Origin of the sequence: Lentzea sp. HUAS TT2 (assembly GCF_051853195.1) — a bacterium.
GTDB lineage: Bacteria > Actinomycetota > Actinomycetes > Mycobacteriales > Pseudonocardiaceae > Lentzea.
Map to the genome: position 1 here is coordinate 4,614,127 of NZ_CP196667.1, position 17,017 is coordinate 4,631,143.

A 17,017-nucleotide genomic window follows, 5' to 3' on the forward strand; every position below is an offset into this window, starting at 1 on the left:
TCAGGCCTTTCAGGGACCGGGGGAGACGAGGGCGTGGTTGTCGGGGGTGGGGTTGACGCCACCCCCGGTACAGCTCTCCACGCCGTCCTCAAGCAGCGGCAGCGGAGCCCCGACCAGTCCGGCGGCGAGCGTGGAACCATCGCTCGCGTCGATCACCAGGAAGGACCCGGTGCGCCGGCTGAAGCTGTAGTCGTCCAGTGGCACAGGCTCCGCGAGACGCAGAGCCACTCGGCCGATCTCGTTGAGCTCCAGTGAGCCGGGGCTGTCCACACTGGACAGGTTCTGCTCGTCGAAGCGGTCGCGCAGGTCGGTGACCATCGCCTGCACGGTGCGCGTGCCGTGCTTGACGAGGACTCGGGCGCCGGGTCGCAGCGGCTTCTCCGCGAGCCAGCAGAGGGTGGCGTCCAGCTCGTCGGTGACCGTGGGCTCGTTGCCCGCCACCGAGATCAGGTCGCCGCGGGAGATGTCGATGTCGTCCGCCAGCAGCAACGTCACGGACTGGCCGGCCGCCGCCTCTGTCAGTTCGCCGTCCGCCGTGTCGATCTTCGTGACCTTCGAGCGCCTGCCGGACGGCAGCACCACGATCTCGTCGCCCGGCTTGACCGTGCCGGCCGCGATCAGCCCGGCGTACCCCCGGTAGTCGAGGTGCTCCGCCGTGCGCGGGCGGATCACGTACTGCACCGGGAAGCGGAACGGGGCGTCGTGCGGGTCGGGCTCGACCGGCACGTTCTCCAGGTGCTCCAGCAGGGTCGGGCCGGAGTACCAGGGCGTGTTCGCGGACTTGTCCACGACGTTGTCGCCCGCCAGCGCGGACACCGGGATCTCCACGACCGCGTCCTCGGTGTAGCCGAGAGCCGTGGCGTGCGCGGTGAACTCCTTGGCGATGCGGGAGAACGTCACCTCGTCGTAGTCCACGAGGTCGATCTTGTTGACCGCGAGGACGAGCCGGGGCACGCCCAGCAGTGCGAGCACCGCCGCGTGGCGCCGGGTCTGCTCGATGACGCCCTTGCGCGCGTCGACGAGCAGCACCGCGAGCTGCGCGGTGGAGGCTCCGGTGACCGTGTTGCGGGTGTACTGCACGTGGCCGGGGGTGTCCGCGAGGACGAAGCTGCGCTTGGGCGTGGCGAAGTACCGGTACGCCACGTCGATCGTGATGCCCTGCTCGCGTTCCGACCGCAGGCCGTCGACCAGCAGCGACAGGTCCGGCGTCGTGAGACCCCGGTCAGCGCTCGCCCGGTGCACGGCGTCCAGCGTGTCCGCGAGCACGGACTTGGTGTCGTAGAGCAACCTGCCGACGAGCGTGGACTTCCCGTCGTCCACGCTGCCAGCGGTAGCCAACCTCAACAGGTCGCTCATTTAGAAGTAGCCCTCCCGCTTGCGGTCTTCCATGGCGGCCTCGGACAGCCGGTCGTCGGCACGAGTGGCGCCGCGCTCGGTCAGTCGTGACGCGGCGACCTCGGCGATCACCGCGTGGATGTCGGCGGCGTCGGACTCGACGGCGCCCGTGCAGGAGCCGTCACCGACCGTGCGGTAGCGAACCGTCTTGCGCAGCAACGTCTCGCCGTCGCGTGCCGTGCCCCAGGGGCCTTCGGCGAGCCACATGCCGTCGCGCAGGAACACGTCGCGCTGGTGCGAGTAGTAGATGTCCGGGAGCTCGATGCCCTCGCGCTCGATGTAGTTCCAGACGTCGAGCTCGGTCCAGTTCGACAGCGGGAACACGCGGACGTGCTCACCGGCGCGGTGCCGGCCGTTGTAGAGGTTCCACAACTCGGGCCGCTGGCGCTTCGGGTCCCACTGGCCGAACGCCGTGCGCAGGCTGAAGATCCGCTCCTTGGCGCGGGCGCGTTCCTCGTCCCGGCGGCCACCGCCGAACACCGCGTCGTACTTGTGCTCGGTGATCGAGTCGAGCAGCGGCACCGTCTGCAACGGGTTGCGCGTGCCGTCCGGACGCTCTTCGAGGCGGCCGTCGTCGATCCAGTCCTGGACCTTCGCGACCTCCAGGCGCAGACCGTGTTGTGCGACGACGCGGTCGCGGAACTCGATGACCTCGTCGAAGTTGTGCCCGGTGTCCACGTGCAGCAGCGGGAACGGCACCGGCGCCGGGTAGAACGCCTTGATCGCGAGGTGCAGCAGCAGCGTCGAGTCCTTGCCGCCGGAGAAGAGGATCACCGGCCGGTCGAACTCGCCCGCGACCTCGCGGAAGATGTGGATCGCCTCGGATTCGAGACGTCCCAGGGTGTCCAGAGCCAGAGTCATCCGTGCAACCCACATTCCGTCTTCGACTGACCGGCCCAGCGTCCGCTGCGCGCGTCCTGTCCCGGCAACGGCTTCGCGGTGCACGGCAGGCAGCCGATGGAGGGATAACCCTCCTGCACCAACAGGTTCTCGAGAATTCCCTTGTCGCGGACGTAGGCGTTGAACTCGTCGTCGCTCCACGGCGCGATCGGGTTGATCTTCACCAGGCCGTTGCGGTCGTCCCACTGCACGATCGGCGTGTTCGCCCTGGTCGGTGCGTCCACGCGGCGCACACCGGTGACCCACGCGTCGTACTTCGCGAGCTCCCGGCGCAGCGGCACGACCTTGCGCAGGTTGCAGCACTTGGCCGGATCCGACTGGTACAGCAGGCCGAACTCCGCCTCCTGGTCGGCGACCGACTGCTCGGCGGCGGCGTTCACGATGCGCACGTCCGGGTAGACGACACCGACCGCGTCGCGCACGCCGATCGTCTCCGGGAAGTGGTACCCCGTCTCCAGGAACAGCACGTCGAAGTTCGGCTTCACCTTCGCGGCGAGGTCGATCAGCACGGCGTCCTGCATGTTGGAGGCCACGATGTAGTTGTCGCCGAACGTCCGCGCCACCCACTCCAGCGCTTCTTCAGGGCTCGCGTCCTTCAGCTCCAGCTCCGCGGCTTCGGCGACGATCTTGAGGTCTTCCTTGAGATCGCTCACTTCTTCACCTCCTGCGGCAGGTTGAGCCCGACGAACGAGACCTTGAAGACGCGGCGGCACCCGGTGCACAACCACGCGTAGCTGGGTTCCTCCTGCGGACGGAGGTCCTCGTCACCGCAGTAGGGGCAGTAGAACGGCGTCGCGCGTTCGGTCATCGCAGCGAACCCTCTTCCGCGCGGGCGACCCACTGAGCGAAGCGCTCGTCGGTTTCCCGCTGTGCGACGAAGTTCCGCACGATCCGTTCGACGTACTCGGCCAGCTCGGACGCGGTCACCTTGTGGCCGCGCAGCTTCCGGCCGAACCCGGCGTCGAGGCCGAGACCGCCGCCGAGGTGCACCTGGAAGCCCTCGACCTGGTTGCCCGACTCGTCCGTGACGATCTGGCCCTTGAGGCCGATGTCCGCGGTCTGGATGCGGGCGCAGGAGTTGGGGCAGCCGTTGATGTGCACGGTGATCGGCGCCGTGACGCCGTCGACGATGTCCTTCAGGTTGGCCTCGAGCTGCGTGACGAGCTCGTTCGCGCGGGCCTTGGTCTCGACGATCGCGAGCTTGCAGAACTCGATGCCGGTGCACGCCATGATGCCGCGCCGCCACGGCGACGGGTCGACCTGCAGGCCCAGCTTGGCGAGGTCGCTCTTGAGGGTCGGAACCTCGGACTCGGCGACATCCAGCACGATGATCTTCTGCTGCGGCGTGAACCGGACGCGGCCGGAGCCCGCCCGTTCCGCGACCTTCGCGACCTCGACCAGGATCGAGCCGGACACCCGGCCCGCGATCGGCGCGGCACCGACGTAGAACAGGCCGTCCTTCTGCTTGTTCACACCGATGTGGTCGAGCGGCCGGTCCAGCGTCTCCGGCGCGGGGCCGTCGATCATCTTGCGACCCAGGTACTCGTCCTCGACGACCTGGCGGAACTTCTCCGGGCCCCAGTCGGCGACGAGGAACTTGATGCGCGCGCGGTGCCGGAGCCTGCGGTAGCCGTAGTCGCGGAAGACGGAGATGACCGCCTCCCACACGTCCGGCACCTCGTCCAGGGGCACCCAGGCGCCCAGACGCTTGCCCAGCATGGGGTTCGTGGACAGGCCGCCGCCGACCCAGAGGTCGAAGCCGGGCCCGTGCTCGGGGTGGTTCACGCCGACGAACGCGATGTCGTGGATCTCGTGCGCCACGTCCTGCAGACCGGAGATGGCGGTCTTGAACTTGCGCGGCAGGTTCGAGAAGCGCGGGTCGCCGATGTAGCGCTCGAGGATCGTGTCGATCGCCGGCTGCCCGTTGATGACCTCGTCCTCGGAGATGCCCGCCACCGGCGAGCCGAGGATGACGCGCGGGCTGTCGCCACACGCCTCCATCGTCGTCAGGCCGACGGCCTCGAGCTTCTGCCAGATCGTGGGAACGTCCTCGACCCGGATCCAGTGGTACTGGATGTTCTGGCGGTCGGTAATGTCCGCGGTGTCACGGGCGTAGACCTGCGAGATCTCGCCGAGGACCGTCAGCTGCTCCGTGGTGAGCGCGCCACCGTCACTGCGGACCCGCATCATGAAGAACTCGTCGTCCAGCTCCTCCGGCTCGAGGGTGGCCGTGCGGCCGCCGTCGATACCGGGCTTGCGCTGGGTGTAGAGGCCGTACCAGCGGAACCGTCCGCGCAGGTCGGCAGGGTCGATCGAGTCGAAACCGCCGTGGGCGTAGATGTTCTCGATGCGGGCGCGGACGTTGAGCGGGTTGTCGTCCTTCTTGCTCCGCTCGTTGGGGTTCAGCGGCTCTCGGTATCCGAGTGCCCACTGCCCCTCGCCGCGACGCTGCTTGGCGCGCGGTGACGTCTGCGGCGTGGCCATCGCCATCCTCCGGGGTTTCGAGCGCTCGGTGCGCGTGCGAGCCCGGAGGTGCTTGTGGTGGGGGCGTCGTCAGCGCGCCGGGCGCTGACGGGAACAAATCAGCGCGCGGTCATGCCGAACGACGGCACATCGCGCTGGAGACACGACGGAAGTCGACGTGGCGGCGGGCCACGAGGCGGACTCCAGTCGAATGCATGTCCTCAGTGTGCCCCGCGTCCAGTACCTGGTCCACCAGCAACCGCATGCTGGGATCTACGAGGGGAAGTTGACATCCCAGGCCGGTTTCACTCCGTAGTATCTCTGTCACCGACAGATACATCGCCTGGCTGTGCACCGCCGTTCGGGCTTTAGGGGACACTGGGAGTCATGCCTTCCGCTCTGCCCGAAGGCGAGCCCGCGCCCGCTGACGGTTCGCTTCCCCCTTCCGCTCTCGCCGGTGTCGGTTCGCGCCCGTTCGGCATCTACGTGCACGTGCCGTTCTGCGCGACCCGTTGCGGCTACTGCGACTTCAACACCTACACGCCCGGCGAGCTCGGCACCTCCGCGTCACCCGAGTCGTGGCTGGAGGGTCTGCGCCGCGAACTGGACCTGGCCGCGTCCGTCCTGGGGACCGCGCCCGCGGCCGAGACCGTGTTCGTCGGCGGCGGAACGCCCTCGTTGCTCGGCGCCTCCGGTCTTTCCGACGTGCTGGACGCGGTGCGGTCGTCGTTCGGCCTCGCACCCGGCGCCGAGGTGACCACCGAGTCCAACCCCGAGTCGACTTCTTCGGAGTTCTTCTCGGGCATCCGTTCGGCCGGCTACACGCGTGTGTCGCTGGGCATGCAGTCCGCTGCCCGGCACGTTCTCGCCGTGCTGGACCGCAAGCACACCCCCGGCCGTCCAGGCGAGGCCGCGCTGGAAGCGCGCAAGGCCGGGTTCGAGCACGTGAACCTGGACCTGATCTACGGCACGCCGGGGGAGCGCCCGTCGGATCTCGCGTCGTCGTTGGACGCCGTGCTCGCGGCGGGCGTCGACCACGTGTCCGCCTACGCGTTGATCGTGGAGGACGGCACCGGCCTGGCCCGCCGCATCCGCCGCGGCGACCTGCCCATGCCGGACGACGACGTCCTCGCCTCGTCCTACGAGATGGTCGACTCGGTTCTGAGCGGTGCCGGCTTCTCCTGGTACGAGGTGTCGAACTGGGCGACCTCGGTCGAGGCCCAGTGCCGGCACAACGTCCTGTACTGGAAGGGCGCGGACTGGTGGGGCTTCGGTCCCGGCGCGCACAGCCACATCGGCGGGGTGCGGTTCTGGAACGTGAAGCACCCGGCCCGCTACTCGTCGCTGCTGGCCGAGGGTTCTTCGCCCGCGGCCGGTCGCGAGACGCTGTCGGCCGAGGACCAGCGGGTCGAGCGCGTGCTGCTGGAACTGCGCCTCGCCGAAGGACTCCCCGTCGACGTGCTGGACGACGCCGGCCGCGAGGAGGCGAAGCAGGCGATCGCCGACGGGCTGCTGGAGCCGTACGACGACCGCTGCGTGCTGACCGACCGCGGGCGGCTGTTGGCCGACGCCGTGGTCAGGCGTCTGCTGCCGTGATCAGCGGGCGCGCAGGTCGTGACGTACCGCAGCCCGTAATGCGCTGCAACCTTGGTCCATGGCGGTGACCTGCCACAGCGGTGACTACTGCGGCCCTGACCCTGCTGCATCGACCGACTGCGTACCTCGCCGAACGCGGTCATGAACAGCGCCGAGCTTGCCCTCCACGGCGGCCTCGGCTCATCGCCGTCCTGACTTGCCGCCCTGGGCCGCCACTCCTTGGTTCAGCGGGCCCGCAGATCGTGCTGACTCCGCACTTCGACCAGGACCTCTCCGTGCTTGTGGAAAGTTGCCGTGCCCCACCACAACCCGTCGGGCCGCCGCGCCTCCTCCCAGATGACGGTGCCCTCCCACCACTCGTCTTCGCTGTGAACCAAGCACGCTTTTCCTGCCGCGACCTGCGCCTTGCCGTGCCGCTGCAACCAGGCGGGCGTGCAGCAGTACTCACACGGCTGGAGCTTGGCGGGGTTGACCCTGTCCCAACGCACAGGCACGACCTCGTGGGTGTCCCTGCCGATCACCCGGAGCGAGTTCTGTCCCTTCTGGAGCCACTTGCACTCGGGGTCGTTGTGGTATGCCCGGCCGCCCTTCGTGCGCCATCCCTGCATCAGCACTCCGGGTGGGGGTGGTCGGCACAGGTCGCACTGCCTGGTGGGCAGCAGGTGCTTGCACTCGTCCTCGGCCATGGTTTGGACCCTAGCGACCACCACCGACAAACTGGTCGGTTCGATCGCGACCTGACACGAGTGGATCCTTCTTCGATTCAGTCTCAAGGGTGAGGAAGTCCGGCTAGTCTCACTCTCCGTATGTGAAAAACGACGCAATGGAACCGTTTGATCCGGTAAGGATACGATGCGGTGACGCCGGTAACAGTTCTGTGGTGAGGACGCGACGTTCTTCACGACGCCTGTGGGAGTCGTTCCCGAAGCAGGCAGCTCAGTTCGTCGTCGCAACGAGGTACCGAACATCGCGATGATGTCCGGATGGGGGTTGATCGGTCAGTGAGTTCCGTCGAGTCGGTACTGCGGATCGTGGTGGAGCAGTCCGAGCGAGTGTTGGAGACCTATCGCATCGATCCCGGTCTCATCCGGGAGCATGCGAACGGAGAGCGCCGTATCACGCAGGGCGGTTACGGCGACCGACAGATCTACGAACTCGTTCAGAACGGCGCGGACGAGCTGCGGAATGACACAGGTGGAGAGATCGCCGTCGTCCTGACCTCTGCATACCTCTATTGCGCGAACCAGGGCGCTCCGATCACGCCGGGCGGCGTCGACACGATCCTGAGGATGAGTGCTTCGAGGAAGCGCGGCGGTCAAATCGGGAGGTTCGGGGTCGGCGTGAAGTCGGTGCTCAGCGTTTCCGACTCGCCCGAGTTCTACAGCACGACCGGAAGCTTCGGCTTTGACAAGGAGTGGGCGACCGCGCGAATCCTCGGTGTGGTGCCGGAGGCGGAGGAGATGCCGGTCCTGCGAATGGCGAGACCGCTTGACCGCGGACGTGCAGCCGCCCAAGATCCGGTGCTCGCCGAGCTCCTCGAGTGGGCCACCACGGTGGTCAGGTTGCCGCTTCACCCGGCGAAGGTCGCCGCGCTGGCAGAAGACCTGCTCAAGTTCCCGGCGGAGTTCTGTCTCTTCTCGCCGCACGTCGGAACGGTCACTCTGGAGGACAGGAGATCCGGCAAGGCGGTCAAGCGGCAGCTCTTCCAGCGGGTCGTGGGCGAGGTCAGGGATCTCCAGGAGGAGAGGAGCACCGGGTCCAGCTCCACGACCTCGTGGAGGGTGTTCACCCGTATCCACCGTCCTGGCGGTCGAGCCTTGGAGAGTGCGGGTGAGCTGCACGACCGCCCCGAGATCGACATCTCGTGGGCGGTTCCGGACAGGACTGGAAGGGAGGGGCGGCTCGGGGAGTTCTGGGCTTACTTCCCGACGAAGTACAAGACGACCCTGAGGGGAATCGTCAACGCACCCTGGAAAACGAGCGAGGATCGCCAGAACCTCTACGCCGCCAATGCGTTCAACGACGAGCTGATCGGTGCCGTGGCGGATCTGGTCGTCGATTCCCTGTCCGCCCTGTCCCGAGAAGACGATGCCTGCGCCTATCTCGACGTGATGCCCGCGCGTGGCCGCGAGGAGCCGCAGTGGGCTTCTGATGACCTGGTCGAATCGATCTGGCGTGTGACCGCCGTCAAGCCATCCGTTCCCGATCAGACCGCCGCTTTCCGGAAGCCGGCCGAGATCCGGTTGCACCCGAGCGAGCTCAACCCGCAGTGGCTCGAGTGGTGGCGCGGATACGCAGGCAGACCGATCGACTGGGTCGATCATTCCGTCGAGAGGCAGAAGTACCGGCGGACGAGTGTCGAACGCATTTACAACGCTGCGAAGATTCCCCCGGCTTCTGTGCGCGAATGGCTGGAGGCGCTGGTAGCGGACAGGTCGCCTGCGGCTTCTGCGGTGGCGGTGCGGATCGCCGCGGACATCGTGCGCACCAAGCATCCGCTGGCCGACCAAGTGCAAAAGGCGCGGATCGTGCTGACCGAGTCTGGTGCGCTGGTGGCCCCGGTAAGCGGCCAGGTGTACTGCCGGGTGTTCGAGGACGACCTTCCGGACAGCCTGGTCTACGTCGATGTGCGCGTGCTGGACGAGTTCGGCGGACGGGCGGCGTTGCTGACTCTTGGCGTTCACGACGCGCACGCAGCAGGTCGGTTCGCCGCGATCGTGGAGCAGGGCTTCCACGAGTACGACGCGGGCCGGTGGACGGCTTTCTGGGAACTGGCGCGGCAGACCGGTCCGGCCGTTGCTCTCGACACGCTGAGGGAGCGCCTGACCGAGCTGCCGAGTGTGCTCAAGGTCAGAACTGTGGACGGCCGCTTTCGACGGCTCGACCGCTGTCTGCTGCCTGGTGCCGTCGTTCCGGCGGACGGAACCCGCGACGGCGCGATCGCGGTGGACGTCGAGTTCCACGCAGGCGATCGCCAGATGCTGCGTGAGCTTGGACTGTCCGACGTGCCGCGCAGCTCGGTCGACCCGGCCTCGGAGAGCTGGTACCCCGACTACGTCGAGGCCCTCTGGAAGCGTCTCCTGGCCAAGCTCGACGTTGCCGCCACCCGCCCGACGTTGAAGGCCGTGAGAGCGAACGGGATCCATCCCGCCGGTCCGCTCGAGCTCCTGAGGGAGCTGTCCGAGGAAGGACGAGCAGCGTTCGTCCGCAATCTGCCCCGCGGTGGTCTGGTCTCTGATTGGAGCCTCCAGATCGGCGCTACGGCAGGCAACCGCCGGACGGTGATCTCTCCGTTGGTGTGGATGGTTCGAAAGCACGGACTGGTGCAGACCACGAGGGGGCTCCGTCCTCTGACGAAGGTGGTTTCGCCTGCGCTCAAGCAGTACGCGGAGTTCCTGCCGGTGGCCGAGCTCCCCGTGGACGTCGCCGACGTCTTTCGGCTTCCGGATGTCATCGGCAAGGTGCCTACTTCGATGTGGGAGGGCCTGCTCACTGAAATCGATGCGAGCGAGGACGACGGGTTCCCCGGACGCGCTTATGCGTTCCTGTTCGAGCACGAAGTCGACATCGACCTCGGCAACACCCGCTGCAGGGTCGGTGACGTGTGGTCTTCGGAGGTGCCGGACAAGCAGATCGCCGTCACTGCGATCCGGTCGGAGTACGACGAGTTGGTGCGCGAGTGCATTCCTGCGGTGCTGGTGCCAGACGAGGCCACAGCGGTGAAGATGCTCAAACTGTGGGAGATGTGCACGCCTGCCGACGTCATCGATCGGCAGCTGAGGTACGTCGAGCAAGGCGAGTCGCATTTGCTCGTCGAGGAGTTCCCGCCTCTCCGACAGCTCAAAGGCAGGGTCGAAGGGTGGTCGTTCGCCCGGTGCAGTGAACTCGAAGAGGTCGTGCAGACGCCGAACGGATCGCGGAACGAGGTCCGGCAGAGCGCGATCGAGGAAAACAAGATCCTCGTACTGAGTCCGTGCGACGACCTCCAGGTCTTGATGGTTGCTGATCGACACCTCCGGCTCGGTCTGCGCGAAGAGGGCTGTCGCTCAGTGCTGGATCGCCGGAAGCGGCAGCAGGACAACGCGAAGCTGGCGCAGGTGCGGCAGGCGGCCACGACGAAGGAGAAGCTCGCTCGGCTCGTGGGCGCCGACCAGCTCAAGCGCAAGCTGCCCAAGGGGTTGATCGAGAGCGAGAAGGCGGAGACCGGACAGGACCCGGACGAGCTGCGGATCGCCCAGCTCGCCATCAACGCGCACGGCGACTCGGTGCTGCGGCACTACGCGAAGGACATCGAGGCCCGGTTCCCAGAGGTGGCGACATCGTTCCGCGGTGACACCGCGTCCCGGCGGCTGGTCAGCGACCTGCACCTGCCCGAGTCCTTCGCGGGCACCAAAGCATCTCAGAGCAGGGACGCGCTGGAGATCGTCGAGGGTCCGGTCACGTTCCCAGGGCTGCACGAGTACCAAGAACAGCTGGCCACCAGGATGTTCGACCTGCTGACCGACGACGTGCCGAAGCGAGCGATGTTGTGCCTGCCCACTGGAGCGGGAAAGACGCGCGTCGCGGCGGAAGCAGTCATCCGCTTCATCAAGGCTCGTGGGCTGGGCGGACGTCCCGTGTTGTGGATCGCGCAGACAGACGAGCTCTGCGAGCAGGCCGTGGAGAGCTGGAAATTCGTCTGGTCCAAGGTCGGACCGCCCCAGCGGCTGACCATCAGCAGGTTCTGGGGCAGCAACGACGCGGCCGCGGTTCGGGAGAACCCGCATCTGGTGGTCGCTGGTGAGGCACAGTTGGACTCGCGCCTCGACGACACCAGGTACGAGTGGTTGAGGGACCCGGTGTTGGTCATCGTCGACGAGGCACACGGCTCCGTGACTCCTCGGTTCACGCGCATCCTCGGGTTGCTCGGTATCACCTTCCGAGCGTTGGAGCGTCCGCTCATCGGACTTACGGCCACTCCCTTCCGCGGGTTCAACAAGGCTGAGACCCATCGACTGGTGGACCGGTACGGAGCGAACCGGCTGGACCTCGGCGTCTTCGAGTCCGACCCGTACACATCGCTGCAGGAACTGGGAATGCTGGCGAACGTCGAACACCGCGAACTGACCGGTGCGACGATCCAGCTCACCGACGAAGAACTCATAGCTGCGGCACAGCCGTTCCAGCACAACCTTCCTTCCGCCACCGAGCAACGCCTCGGCGAGGACGTCGATCGCAACCAGATGCTGGTGGCGGAGATCGCCCGACTCGACAGCGACTGGCCCGTTCTGCTCTTCGCCACCTCGGTGAACCACGCGAAGTTGATGGCGGCGATGCTCAACGATCGGGGGATCATTGCTCGCGCGATCGATTCCGCCACGCCGCCCGCGGAACGCAGGAAGATCATCGACGACTACCGCGACAAGAAGATCCAGGTGATCACGAACTACGGCGTGCTCGCCCAGGGTTTCGACGCACCCGCGACCAGGGTCGTGGTGGTGGCGAGGCCGACGTACAGCCCGAACGTCTACACGCAGATGATCGGACGAGGCTTGCGCGGACCGAAGAACGGAGGCAAGGAAACCTGCCTCATCCTCGACGTGAAGGACAACATCACCAACTACCACAAGGCGATCACCTTCACCGGGTTCGACCACCTGTGGGACGCCCAGTGACCGTGGTGCTGACCGAAGAACAGCAAGCGGTGGTCGGCCAACCGGTCGACGCCTGCGTGCTCGTCACCGCCGGCCCCGGTTCAGGAAAGACCTACACGTTGGTCAGGCGGCTGGACGCGTTGGTGTCGAAAGGGCTTGCGTCCGGGGAGATCCTCGTCCTGAGCTTCTCACGTGCCGCCGTCCGCGAGCTGCGCGTCCGTCTCGCCCGCTACGGCGAAGCCGCGAGGTACGTGCGCGCGCAGACTTTCGATTCCTGGGCGCTCGAGTTGTTGATCGAGCTCGAGCCCGACGTCGACTGGCGATCCCGCTCGTTCGACTCGAGGATCGAACGGGCCGCGCAGGTGATCGAGGCAGGGCGTGGGGACGACCTGCTCGACGATCTCCTGCACGTGGTGGTGGACGAGGTCCAGGACCTGGTCGGTTCGCGTCGCCGCATGGTCGAGGCGTTGCTCGAGAGGTTCGAGGTCGGCTTCACGGTCGTGGGCGATCCTGCCCAGTCGATCTACGGGTTCCAGGTCGAGGATCCCAACGAACGAGTCTTCGAGACGAACCGCTTCTTCGTCAGGCTCCGCGAGATCTTCGGTGATCAACTCGTCGAGCTGAGCCTGGAGAAGAACTTCCGCCCGCGTCACAAAGAGGCAGAGCCTGCGCTGACCTTCTCCGAGGAATTGCGATACGCCCAGCCCGGGCCAGATGTGTTCGACCGGCTGCGCGGGACGTTGCTGGGCACGGACGACTTCGGACCGCTCGACGATGAGTTCGCGAAAGCCGCTCTCGACGACGCCCGCGTGACCACCGCGATCCTGTGCCGTAGCAACGGTCAGGCCATGCTCGTGTCCGAGGACCTGTACAGGGCGGGCGTCCGGCACCGGCTGCAGCGGTCAGCGCAGGACAAGGTCGTGCCGGCATGGCTGGGCGTGATGTTCCGAGCGAACGAGGGGTCCTTTGTCACCCGGCAGATGTTCAGCGAACTGATGAGTCGCCAGCCGTCCGAGGTGAGCGACGCCGCGGATTTGTTGTGGAACTGGCTGATCAGGTCGACCGCGCATGGTCGGAGCACTTCCGTCGTCGACCTGCGGGCGCTTCGCGGCCTCGTCGAGTCCGGCCGGTTGCCGGACGAACTCGTGGACCGGCAGGAATCGGCGGTGGTGGTGTCGTCCTACCACCGGGCCAAAGGGCTCGAGTTCGATCGCGTGATCGTCGCAGACCCTGGTAACGCCGACCCGAACATTGATTCGGCAGAGGAGGCACGAGCGCTATACGTGGCGATGACACGCGCTCGTGACGACGTCATGTGGATCGAAACGCCTGGGGATCGCCAGATGCGCAGGAACAAGGTCGTCGATCGTTGGGTGCGCTATGCGTGGAACGACAGAACGACATTGGGACTCGAAGTCCGCAGCGGTGATGTCTCGACCGAGGTGCCGCCGGGAGAGCAGGACTTCGAGGCCCGGTGCCCTGTTCTGCAGCAGTACCTGGAAACCGAGGTCGAGCCTGGTGACGAGGTCGTGTTGGAAAGGTCGTACGACGTGTCGTTGCTGAGCGGCCAGAGTCCGCCCTATCTGGTGATGCACCGAGACCGTCCGATCGCGACCGCTTCGCGCAGGTTTCGCCAGGTTCTCTGTTCGCTGCAGAGGTCCGTGGGGCGTCGAGGAGATCCGTGGTGGCCGTTGCGGATCTCCGGGGTCAGGGTCGACGCAGTGGAGACATCGGTGGGAAGTGAGTCGGCGAGCCTGGACGCCGGTCTAGGACCGCACGGGGTCTGGTTGACACCTCGGCTGTCCGGCTTCGGAAAGTTCCATTACGGCAGACACAGCGAGGAACTCGCATGACCGCGAAGTACGCCGACCACTACGAGTTCCGCACCGAGCTTCTGCGCAGGCTTCGGGATGATCTGCTGGGACCCGCGAACGGCGAGGACGAGCTCCTCGTCGATGCTCCGATCACCACCTATGTGATGGGCATTCTGTTCCCGCCCAACGCGGACGACGAGAGTTCGGTCGTCGACGACGACAGCACGCCCGTCGACGTGAAGGACAAGACCGAGGACGTGCTCGACACGGGTGTCGCCATGGCGAACGTGCAGACGCCGACCTCGATGGGTATGACGTTCGCCGTCGCCACGGGTTCTTCCAACCTCGTGACGATCTCGGTGGACGCCGCGGTGTACGAGTCAGTCGACCTGGCGGGCAACAGGGTCGAACCGAAGCGAGCCGATCGCCGGAGCACCCAGGACCAGGGCGTGCGGTGGAAGCGTCGCCAACTGCCGACTGGTCGAATCGAACTTGATGTCACCGATACGACACCGGCTCCGATCACCGTGGTCAGAGGGCTCGAACTGAGACTTCGCGTGCGACCTCCGGCAGATGGTCGCGTTTCGATCACCGCCACCCTCGTCAACGTGACCGAGGTCGATCCGACAAAACTCCGCGATCCCTATTGCTTCTTCCAGCCGACGATCATCGTGAGTGGCGCCCTGGTCGAGCGGCCAGGGCCCGGAGGCGGAGACGAGGACGAGGTGGTCGGGAACCGCCTTCTCTACAGGTACGCACCCACCTTCGCTGTCGGGCACGGGTGTTCTGTCGAGTGGGGCTGGACACCGCCCTCCCCCGGCGAGCTCCTCGACCGAGCGGATCGCGCAGAGGTGGCAGAGGTGCGCACGACCTTCGTGCCGTCGCACGAGGTGTTGCTGACCGACTCCAATCCCGACATCCGCAGCGAATCCTTGGGAATGCTGCACTTGGCCACCGCGGACGACGACGAGGTGATTCGCGCACTGACCGACCTGGTAACGGGATACCGCACTTGGATAGGCGCGCAACGCAAGGACAGCGTGCGGCTGACGAATCCCGAGTTCCGCAAGCGAGCGGACGAGCACCTCAAGCGATGTGAGGACGCCGCTGAGCGGATCGCCAACGGTGTGGCTCTGCTGCGCAAACGACAAGATGTACTGCGTGCCTTCAGACTGGCCAACGAGGCGATGGCTCTTCAGCGCGGCCGAACTTCGTGGATCAAAGGCGGTCGCAGGGGCGATGTGGTGTTGGACGGGAAGTGGCGTCCGTTCCAGATCGCTTTTGTGCTGCAATGCCTCGACGGGATCCACGACCCGGAACACCCCGACCGGAATATCGTCGATCTTCTGTGGTTCCCGACCGGTGGTGGAAAAACCGAGGCCTATCTGGGGCTAATCGCCTTCACGGTTTTCCTGCGCAGGATTCGCAACGGCCGCAACGGTGGTGGGGTGACCGCCATCATGCGGTACACGTTGCGATTGCTGACGTTGCAGCAGTTCGAGCGCGCGGCGGCACTCATCTGTGCGATGGAAGTACTTCGTCGCAACTCCAGCCGCGATGTTCCCGGTGATCCCATCTCACTCGGCATGTGGGTCGGGCAAGCTGCGACCCCGAACGACCTCGCCTCGGCAGAGGCCCGGCTGAACGAGCTGCTCAAAGGCGACAAGGTACAAACGGAGAACCCCGTCCAGCTGCGCGGCTGCCCGTGGTGCGGTGTGGCGATGGATGCGCGGAACTACACGGTGGACACCCGGCGGCAGTCGATGACCGTCGCCTGCCGCACTGGGGACTGTCCTTTCCGCGACGGTCTTCCGGTGCACATGGTCGACGAGACCCTGTATCTGGCCCGTCCCACCTTGGTGATTGCGACATCGGACAAGTTCGCTCGCATGCCGTGGCGTGCGGACGTGGCCCGGTTGTTCAACTGTGACACGGGATTTCCTCCCGTCGAGCTGATCGTCCAGGACGAGTTGCACCTCATCTCCGGACCGTTGGGCAGCTTGGCCGGCCTGTACGAGACGGTGGTCGACGAGGCCGCGCGGCGACCGAAGGTCATCGCATCCACCGCTACGATCCGCCGGGCGGCCAAACAAGGACGCGCGCTCTTCGACAGGGAAGTCGCCCAGTTCCCTCCACCCGGTCTGGACGCAAGGGACTCGTGGTTCGCCGTTCAATCTCCGCGCGAGGAGAAGGCCAGCCGTCTCTACGTGGGAGTGCTCACTCCGAACACCAGTCAGGCATCGCTGTTGGTCCGGACGTACGCGGCTTTGTTGCACCACGCCGCGACCATCGACGGCAGCGACTCGGTCCGCGACGCCTACTGGACCCTCATCGGTTACTTCAACAGCCTTCGTCTGTTGGCGGCGGCGGATCTGCAGGTGCGCGACGACGTTCAGGAGCGGTTGAAGCTGCTGGCGGGTGACGCGGAGGACAGTCTGCGTCAGGCGGACCTCGTGCGCGAGCTCACCAGTCGGATCGATTCCAGCGACATCCCGCAGTACCTGGAGGATCTCCTGGCGGCGTTGCCAGAGAAGACGGCCCTCGACGTCGTTCTCGCGACCAACATGATCTCGGTCGGTGTAGACGTCGACCGACTCGGGCTGATGGCGATCATGGGACAACCCCAGACGACGGCCGAGTACATCCAGTCGAGCAGTAGGGTCGGTCGTTCCCACCCCGGTATCGTCGTCACGATGTTCAACGCGGCCAGGTCGCGCGACCGTTCCCATTACGAGAACTTCCAGTCATATCATTCCGCGCTGTACAGGCAGGTCGAGTCGTCCAGCGTGACGCCGTTCTCGTCGAGGGCTCGCGACCGGGCGCTGCACGCGGTTGTGGTGGCGCTCGCCCGCTTGATGATTCCCGACCTGCGCGAGAACGAGGCCGCGGCGCGCATCGGCAAGTTCCTGCCTCAGATCGAGGAGCTGAAGTCCCTGGTCCTGTCTCGGGTGAGTCGAGTCGCGAGAGAGGAGCGCTCGGGAACCAGTGACCAGCTCGACGACATCGTCAACTGGTGGTGCAGGCTCGCGGAACAGAATCCCGATCTCGTCTACGAGGCGAAACCGGCCGGCTACCGTCAAAGACGCGATCCTGACGCCGCTCTTCTCCGCAACTTCGACGACGACGACCTCGACGACGCCTTCGACACGTTGTGGAGTCTGCGTGACGTCGATGCCACGTCGAATCTGTACTTGGAGCGATGACGATGCCGTTGCG

At 66.2% G+C, this 17,017-nt stretch carries 11 protein-coding genes; 4 read left to right on the top strand and 7 right to left on the bottom strand.

Annotated elements, in window-relative coordinates; all coding sequences use genetic code 11:
- Positions 1–9: 9 nt before the first annotated feature.
- The 6 genes from ACSHWB_RS23135 to ACSHWB_RS23160 form a co-directional block, all read right to left on the bottom strand.
- Positions 10–1,356 (bottom strand): sulfate adenylyltransferase subunit 1, encoded by a 1,347-nt coding sequence (locus tag ACSHWB_RS23135; RefSeq protein ID WP_439664084.1) that lies wholly within the window; start codon positions 1,354–1,356, stop codon positions 10–12.
- Positions 1,357–2,256 (bottom strand): sulfate adenylyltransferase subunit CysD, encoded by a 900-nt coding sequence (gene cysD, locus ACSHWB_RS23140; RefSeq protein WP_439664085.1) that lies wholly within the window; start codon positions 2,254–2,256, stop codon positions 1,357–1,359.
- Positions 2,253–2,948, bottom strand: coding sequence for a phosphoadenylyl-sulfate reductase (locus tag ACSHWB_RS23145; RefSeq protein ID WP_439664086.1), 696 nt, complete (start codon positions 2,946–2,948; stop codon positions 2,253–2,255). Before ACSHWB_RS23145 ends, cysD begins: the two co-directional genes overlap by 4 nt.
- On the bottom strand, positions 2,945–3,103 hold the full coding sequence (locus ACSHWB_RS23150; protein WP_090006108.1) for an Insertion element protein: 159 nt from the start codon (positions 3,101–3,103) through the stop codon (positions 2,945–2,947). Before ACSHWB_RS23150 ends, ACSHWB_RS23145 begins: the two co-directional genes overlap by 4 nt.
- A complete protein-coding gene (locus ACSHWB_RS23155) occupies positions 3,100–4,779 on the bottom strand; it encodes a nitrite/sulfite reductase (protein ID WP_439664087.1) in 1,680 nt (559 codons plus the stop codon). Before ACSHWB_RS23155 ends, ACSHWB_RS23150 begins: the two co-directional genes overlap by 4 nt.
- A 109-nt stretch (positions 4,780–4,888) precedes the next feature.
- Entirely contained in the window at positions 4,889–5,098 is a 210-nt protein-coding gene (locus ACSHWB_RS23160) for a putative leader peptide (RefSeq protein WP_439664088.1), read from the bottom strand.
- A 47-nt stretch (positions 5,099–5,145) separates the two neighbouring features.
- Here ACSHWB_RS23160 and hemW point away from each other — a divergent pair, with 47 nt between their 5' ends.
- Entirely contained in the window at positions 5,146–6,354 is a 1,209-nt protein-coding gene (gene hemW / locus ACSHWB_RS23165; protein ID WP_439664089.1) for a radical SAM family heme chaperone HemW, read from the top strand.
- A gap of 224 nt (positions 6,355–6,578) precedes the next feature.
- Here hemW and ACSHWB_RS23170 read toward each other — a convergent pair whose 3' ends face one another.
- Positions 6,579–7,040 (bottom strand): hypothetical protein, encoded by a 462-nt coding sequence (locus ACSHWB_RS23170; RefSeq protein ID WP_439664090.1) that lies wholly within the window; start codon positions 7,038–7,040, stop codon positions 6,579–6,581.
- Between the two features lie 297 nt (positions 7,041–7,337).
- On the opposite strand from ACSHWB_RS23170, the gene ACSHWB_RS23175 reads away from it, so the two are divergent.
- Genes ACSHWB_RS23175 through ACSHWB_RS23185 form a run of 3 tightly spaced genes read left to right on the top strand, consistent with a single transcriptional unit; the run spans position 7,338 to position 17,004 of the window.
- Positions 7,338–12,008 (top strand): sacsin N-terminal ATP-binding-like domain-containing protein, encoded by a 4,671-nt coding sequence (locus tag ACSHWB_RS23175; RefSeq protein WP_439664091.1) that lies wholly within the window; start codon positions 7,338–7,340, stop codon positions 12,006–12,008.
- Complete coding sequence (locus tag ACSHWB_RS23180) at positions 12,005–13,840, top strand: UvrD-helicase domain-containing protein (protein WP_439664092.1); 1,836 nt, start codon at positions 12,005–12,007, stop codon at positions 13,838–13,840. The genes ACSHWB_RS23175 and ACSHWB_RS23180 overlap by 4 nt, the downstream gene beginning before the upstream one ends.
- Positions 13,837–17,004, top strand: a complete 3,168-nt coding sequence (locus ACSHWB_RS23185; RefSeq protein WP_439664093.1) for a helicase-related protein — start codon at positions 13,837–13,839, stop codon at positions 17,002–17,004. Before ACSHWB_RS23180 ends, ACSHWB_RS23185 begins: the two co-directional genes overlap by 4 nt.
- Positions 17,005–17,017: the final 13 nt, after the last annotated feature.

Coding starts and splice junctions, on each gene's coding strand:
- ACSHWB_RS23135 (WP_439664084.1), bottom strand. CDS start 1,356: ATGAGCGACCTGTTGAGGTTGGCTACCGCTGGCAGCGTGGACGACGGG.
- cysD (WP_439664085.1), bottom strand. CDS start 2,256: ATGACTCTGGCTCTGGACACCCTGGGACGTCTCGAATCCGAGGCGATC.
- ACSHWB_RS23150 (WP_090006108.1), bottom strand. CDS start 3,103: ATGACCGAACGCGCGACGCCGTTCTACTGCCCCTACTGCGGTGACGAG.
- ACSHWB_RS23155 (WP_439664087.1), bottom strand. CDS start 4,779: ATGGCCACGCCGCAGACGTCACCGCGCGCCAAGCAGCGTCGCGGCGAG.
- ACSHWB_RS23160 (WP_439664088.1), bottom strand. CDS start 5,098: ATGTATCTGTCGGTGACAGAGATACTACGGAGTGAAACCGGCCTGGGA.
- hemW (WP_439664089.1), top strand. CDS start 5,146: ATGCCTTCCGCTCTGCCCGAAGGCGAGCCCGCGCCCGCTGACGGTTCG.
- ACSHWB_RS23170 (WP_439664090.1), bottom strand. CDS start 7,040: ATGGCCGAGGACGAGTGCAAGCACCTGCTGCCCACCAGGCAGTGCGAC.
- ACSHWB_RS23175 (WP_439664091.1), top strand. CDS start 7,338: ATGGGGGTTGATCGGTCAGTGAGTTCCGTCGAGTCGGTACTGCGGATC.
- ACSHWB_RS23185 (WP_439664093.1), top strand. CDS start 13,837: ATGACCGCGAAGTACGCCGACCACTACGAGTTCCGCACCGAGCTTCTG.